Raw genomic sequence first — 5,573 nt, 5'->3', positions numbered from 1 at the left:
GAGGAAACAGTGGCATGGAAAAAAGAGACGTACCAGCTTCTGAAGCAGGCGGAGCAGGGGAAAGTGAAAAGCTATGTCCAGGACATTGCCCTGGCAGTCCTGGACTGTAAGGAAACAGCGACCAGCCGGGAAACCTTTATCCGGCTGATGAATGAAAGAGGGTACGGAGTGGACTGGCAGGACAGCCACAAGTACATCACATATACCGACTTAGCAAGGGAGCAGGCAGGGGAAAAGGCTTGCAAAATTCGTAATAATAAGCTGGAAAAATACTACAACATGGGTTTTGGGAAGGAGGAACTGGAGCATGAGTTTGAGAGAAATGCACGAACAGCAGAAGTCAGAGCAGGCAAGTCCGAGAGAACAGCTCCAAGAACTGAACCGTCAGAGCCGGACAGAGCTGGAGAACAGCCTGCTGAAGGAAGCTTTAGCTTTGTCGAGCGAGAGCTGCGAGGAATTGATGAAGCAGTCAAATCAAGGACAAGCAAGGGCAGAGCAGAACAGGCAGAGAGACGCGGAACTGAGCAGGCAGCTCATCAGCGAGCTGAAGAAGAACGTCGAGCAGTTAGAGAACAGCAACGAACTGCTTCAGAACGCCATATCAGCCGAAATTGGGAGCCTGAGAGATGAGGTTAGAGAAAGTACCGTCCAAGAGGTTAGAAAGGCATTACAGGCGAATATAGAGGCTGTACAGAGGGCAACAAAAGCCCTTGAGAAGCAGTCTGATACACTTACAAGCGTAATGAAGCAGAAAGTTCGGGAGCTGGAGGAAAGCAAAAACGGCTTTTTCAGATATGAGGGCTTGAAGCTATACCTGTTTTGGGCAGGGATGGGCTGTAATATCGTGACACTGATATTGCTGATTTATTATCTATTTTTGGCTTAGTAAATGAATAATCAGGAAGCCGTAACGGCTTCTTGATTTAGTATATAAAAAAAAGGTAAAAAAATGTATTGATAAGATTAGCGGTCAAGGCGACAGGGAGTAGGGGATAAAAGTTGTCACCAAAAAGGTACTCATTTATACTTGACAAAAAAAAGGTAAAAAAATGTATTGATAAGATTAGCGGTCAAGGCGACAGGGAGTAGGGGGAAGAGACTATGTCAAAATATCAGAGACGCAGAGACAAAAGAAGATATGAGTGGAAGTCTGCTTACCGGGGGAAAGAAGCCCTTATGCTGGAGAGGGGATACCTGGAGGTAAGCCCTTATGGTTTCTACCGGGAGCTGTTTCCTGCTGGCAGTCTCCAGCAGGAGCCGGAGGACGGAAAAGGAAATATCATAGCAACGCAGATTAGACCGTCTGGGAAAGGCAGAACTCGGCAGTGGGTGATTGATGACAGTTTGAAAATGCTGGATAAGGTCATAGGGGACAGGTTTGGGCTGATACCACCCATCAGTTTTTACGGAAAGACACATACGAAAGAGAATGCCCATGAGCTGTTTGCGATGGTGATAGATGTGGACTATGTAGGGAAACAGCAGCTGAAGAACCTGCTGAAGCAGTTCGGGAATGGTGTGCAGCTCCGTCCGACCTATCTTGTTAGTTCCGGAAAAGGTGTACATCTTTACTATTTTTTGCAGGAGCCGGTTCAGCTGTATCGAAACCGGGAAAAGGTGCTTGCGGAGCTGAAAGAAGCCTTTATCCGGCGGTTATGGAATGATACCAGCTCCATCCGTCCGGATAGCCCGGATATAACCGGAATCTATCAGGGGTTTCGGTGTGTGGGCAGCCAGTCGAAGCTGGGAGCAGACTTTCCTGTAAAAGCCTATAAGCTGTCTGAGAACCGTTACACGCTGGAGGATATAAAAGCCAGCATACCCAGCTGTAAGGTTGACCTTGCCCCTCTGTATGAGAAGCCGAGGAGGAAAAGCACCGTCACGCTGGAAGAAGCAAAGGAGCTGTATCCGGAGTGGTATGAAAAGAGGATTGTGCAGGGAGAGCCGAAGCAGAAAAGTAAGAAGCAGGGCGGTACCTGGGTATGTAACGAAGCATTGTATGAGTGGTGGAAACGGAAGATAACCGAGGAAGTGAAAGCCGGAGGGCGGTATTTTTCCATTATGGCGTTATGTTCTTATGGATTGAAGTGTGGTATATCCGAGCAGAAGATAAGGCGTGACGCCTATGCGTTCCTGGAGCATTTAGAGAGTCTCACTGAGGACGAGGACAACCATTTTAGCCGGGCAGATGTGAAAGACGCTCTCCGGGCATTGAAAGGGGACAGAAAACGGCTGTCAACGATAGCAAGCCGGGAATGGATAGAGGATAACACCAAGGTTACGATACCAGCCAATAAGCGGAATTATAGAAAGCAGGAAGTGCATCTTGCAAGAGCAAGAGCTGTACAGGATATAGATTATCCAAATCATGAGTGGGCTGGCAGACCTAATGCGGAGCAGACGGTCAGAGAATGGCAGGAGAGCCACCCGGCAGGAAAAAAAGCGGACTGTATCCGGGAGACAGGGTTGAGCAAGCCAACCGTTTACAAGTGGTGGAAATAAATGGAAAATCGTGCTATAATAATAAAAAAATATTTTTAGGGAGGAAATTATTATGAAAACTGTAAAAATATTATTTTTTTCTGTAGTATTCACATTGACATTTTGCTTTGCAGCCTTTGCGAGTGAAAAGAAAATACCAGCAACAGAAAATTTTACTAATGATGTTGTGTATGACAATCCAAGAAATTTAGAAAATGCAGATGCAAATAATTTAGCTGCTTTTCTTCCTCAAATAGAAAAATTTCAAGTGAAAAGTGTAAGAGTGTATCCGGTATATCAGAAGCCAGGAGATACTGAAGATTATTATGATTCGAATATATATGTAAAACATAATATTTCCGGAAATGATTGGGGGCAAAATAACTTTTTAGAGGTGTCGCCGGAAACCACAGAAAGACTTCTTCATAGCTTTGATGAACAAGGATATCAGGTTGTAAAATGGAGAATGGAAATGGATTGTTATAATACATATAAACATCCATTGAGATATCAATTCAAGTCATTAGATGGTGGAGTAACTGCTTCAGGAGGAGCTTATAGTGGAATGACCCGTACATTTGATTTAGTATTTCCAGTTCAAAATACAACCCAAAAATATGGAAATGGGTATAAGGGGACATTTACTTATACATCCGTAACAGGAAATGTTGTATCTTTAGAAGCAGGAGGTTATGTTTATTTAAATTCTTCAAGTTCAGATGCTCAATAGGTAAGGAGATATTATGAAAGTTAGTTTAAATAATTCTTTATGCTTTCAGATGAATAATCGTCGAATTGGAAAAGTAAATGAACCTGGGGTAAATGGACTTTTTTCAAATTCTATTGCATTGGAGGCAGAAAAAGTAAAAGGTGATCAATATATAGGACACAGTGTATCTCAACCACCAAAATTGGAAGATGATGATTATGATGACCTTGCTTCCAAATGGGATCCGACTCATATGTCAAGGGATGAATATAAGGAATTTGTAAGCTATCTTCGTGATAAAGGAATTATATCGGATGAAGAAAAGAGATATCTTGATGGTGAAAGAATAGCAACATCTGGACAAAGTTGGGTGTCATTCGATTATCCTACCCCAGTTGAGTATGGTGATGAAAATGTGCTGGAGTATATGCGTTATGAAGCTTCACTTGTTTATGAACATAGAACGACATACACAGAATGGGGAAAGAATTTGAGCAAGAAAATAGTTTCTATTCTGGAAGAAATGGAAAGAAGAAGATAGAATCTGGCAACAAATAGCCAGATTGGGTGCGACAACGCTGAATATTATACCATAGGGGCAGAAATGCCACAATAAGCCGTTTTCCCTTGTTTACTGGGAGAGTCATAAGAAAAAGAGTGTCAAGGGCGGTCATAGACCGCAGTGTTTACCCTTGATACTCTTTTTTGTTGGCTATCATGCCGGAGAGGGAAACGGCTGCCCGTCCGTTCCGTTACTTCCCCTGTGCTGTATTGTCCGTTCCGGAGGAAGAAAGTAAAGGGTGGTCTGCGACCATTTTTTATCTGCTGTACTCGCTGATCGGCAGGCTGAAGCTCATACTGCAGATAAAAAACAAGCCCTTGACTTTCTTCCTCCTACACTTCCAAAGTCGCCCAAGAGGAAGTAAGCTCCACTATATTCTTGGCAGAATATACGCACGAATATATCCGCTTGACAGAAGTGCTACCACTATACTATAATATGTGTAGTGGATATATTGCAAGTTCCCTAAAGTGTTACCACTTTAGAACTTGTGAGGGGGGGAAGGCCCCCCTCAATCCCCCTTAAATCAGAGCCGGAAGGCTCGTCATGCGGTGGTGTTACCATCGGGAAAGTGAGGTCATCATGGACAAGAAGTATATCGAAAATCAGTATCATCTGGCAGTGCTGGATTTTCAGACAGCCCGTAGTGAAGAAGCACAGTGGGAGGCAAGAAAGACCATGGCAAGGCTGGAGCAGATAGCCGCACAGGAATATGGTTTTGAATACGTAGATGATTTGCACGAAAGAGAATTAGGGGGGGGAAAGGGTATGAAAGTAGGAGCGTTTCAGATTGGCAGATACCACGCCATTATCAAAAAGAGCTATGCCGACGGAAGTGCCGACTATGAAACGTCTTTTTCAGACGAAGCAGACCTCATGGAAAGCGTGTACTGTATTAAGTTATGTGTCGGGAAAATGGTAGGACTTGCAACGGATACCCCGAAAGTCCTTGACGATGTGCAGGTTATCCGGGGAAAAGAGAACATTGTCCGGGAACTGGAGGGAAAGCAGCCATGAACAAGACAAGACCGAAACAGCTATCTTTCCGGGTAAACGAGGAAGAATACCAGCAGTTGCAGGAGAAGGTTTTCCAGAGCGGGAAGAACCAGCAGGAGTATATCCTTTCCTGTGTGCTGGAGAAGCAGATCGTGAATACGGACGGTATCAAAGAACTTATCCCGGAGCTGAAGCGGATCGGGAACAACCTCAACCAGATAGCAAAGAGGTGTAATGAGGGCGGAGTGCTGCCAAGTGAATCCGAGGTGCGGGAACAAGGGGAGGAGCTGAAGCAAGTATGGCAGTTATTAAGGCGGTATCTTCAAAGGCAGGCATAGGACAGGCGATTGATTATGTGACGAAAGAAGAAAAGACAGAGGAGAAGCTTGTCAGCGGTCTGCATTGTGAAGCAGAGACAGCAAAGGAGGAAATGCAGGCTACCAAGGAACTATGGGAGAAAACCGGGGGAAGGACATACAAGCATTTTGTCCAGAGCTACCATAAGGACGAGAAAATCACGCCGGAGCAGGCACACAGGAACGCCTTACAGCTTGCAGAGAATACGCCGGCATGGAAAGGGTTTGAGGTGCTTGTGGCTACCCATAAGGACAAAGACCATATCCATACGCACTTTATCGTCAATTCCGTCAATTTTGAGGATGGGCACAAGCTCCAGTGGAGCAGTGCCGACCTTCGGGAGCTGAAGAAGCGGTGCAACGCACAGAGTAGGGAGCAGGGGCTGCACGTCCCAGAAAAGGGAAAGACCTTTGAAGGAGTGGAGCGAGAGGAAACAGTGGCATGGAAAAAAGAGACGTACCAGCTTCT

At 45.0% G+C, this 5,573-nt stretch carries 7 protein-coding genes; all 7 read left to right on the top strand.

Translation table 11 applies throughout. The annotated features are described in order from the left end of the window. The first annotated feature begins 307 nt into the window (after positions 1-307). Positions 308-886 carry a hypothetical protein gene (locus tag DW826_RS18760; RefSeq protein ID WP_242994135.1) on the top strand — a complete coding sequence of 193 codons (579 nt, stop codon included), beginning with the start codon at positions 308-310 and terminating at the stop codon, positions 884-886. Between the two features lie 215 nt (positions 887-1,101). Continuing rightward, positions 1,102-2,502, top strand: a complete 1,401-nt coding sequence (locus tag DW826_RS16820; RefSeq protein WP_117553274.1) for a repa — start codon at positions 1,102-1,104, stop codon at positions 2,500-2,502. Between the two features lie 52 nt (positions 2,503-2,554). Next, a complete protein-coding gene (locus DW826_RS16815; RefSeq protein WP_117553273.1) occupies positions 2,555-3,211 on the top strand; it encodes a hypothetical protein in 657 nt (218 codons plus the stop codon). Between the two features lie 13 nt (positions 3,212-3,224). Further along, complete coding sequence (locus DW826_RS16810; protein ID WP_117553272.1) at positions 3,225-3,731, top strand: hypothetical protein; 507 nt, start codon at positions 3,225-3,227, stop codon at positions 3,729-3,731. 603 nt (positions 3,732-4,334) lie between these two features. Next, positions 4,335-4,769 (top strand): hypothetical protein, encoded by a 435-nt coding sequence (locus tag DW826_RS16800; protein ID WP_147327173.1) that lies wholly within the window; start codon positions 4,335-4,337, stop codon positions 4,767-4,769. Then, positions 4,766-5,086: a MobC family plasmid mobilization relaxosome protein gene (locus DW826_RS16795; RefSeq protein WP_117553270.1), complete on the top strand. Its 321-nt coding sequence runs from the start codon at positions 4,766-4,768 to the stop codon at positions 5,084-5,086. Before DW826_RS16800 ends, DW826_RS16795 begins: the two co-directional genes overlap by 4 nt. Then, positions 5,047-5,573, top strand: a 527-nt coding sequence (locus DW826_RS16790) for a relaxase/mobilization nuclease domain-containing protein (protein WP_181968104.1), incomplete at its 3' end; no start/stop codon positions are given. The genes DW826_RS16795 and DW826_RS16790, both read left to right, overlap by 40 nt.

The sequence above is a fragment of the Clostridium sp. AM34-11AC genome (genome assembly GCF_003435375.1).
Lineage (GTDB): Bacteria > Bacillota > Clostridia > Lachnospirales > Lachnospiraceae > Pilosibacter > Pilosibacter fragilis.
The sequence above is the reverse complement of the archived record's forward strand: the minus strand, read 5'-3'. Positions and strand labels throughout refer to the sequence as shown.

Excerpts from the sequence above, each read along its gene's own strand:
- DW826_RS18760 (WP_242994135.1), top strand. The coding sequence starts at position 308 with ATGAGTTTGAGAGAAATGCACGAACAGCAGAAGTCAGAGCAGGCAAGT.
- DW826_RS16820 (WP_117553274.1), top strand. The coding sequence starts at position 1,102 with ATGTCAAAATATCAGAGACGCAGAGACAAAAGAAGATATGAGTGGAAG.
- DW826_RS16815 (WP_117553273.1), top strand. The coding sequence starts at position 2,555 with ATGAAAACTGTAAAAATATTATTTTTTTCTGTAGTATTCACATTGACA.
- DW826_RS16810 (WP_117553272.1), top strand. The coding sequence starts at position 3,225 with ATGAAAGTTAGTTTAAATAATTCTTTATGCTTTCAGATGAATAATCGT.
- DW826_RS16800 (WP_147327173.1), top strand. The coding sequence starts at position 4,335 with ATGGACAAGAAGTATATCGAAAATCAGTATCATCTGGCAGTGCTGGAT.
- DW826_RS16795 (WP_117553270.1), top strand. The coding sequence starts at position 4,766 with ATGAACAAGACAAGACCGAAACAGCTATCTTTCCGGGTAAACGAGGAA.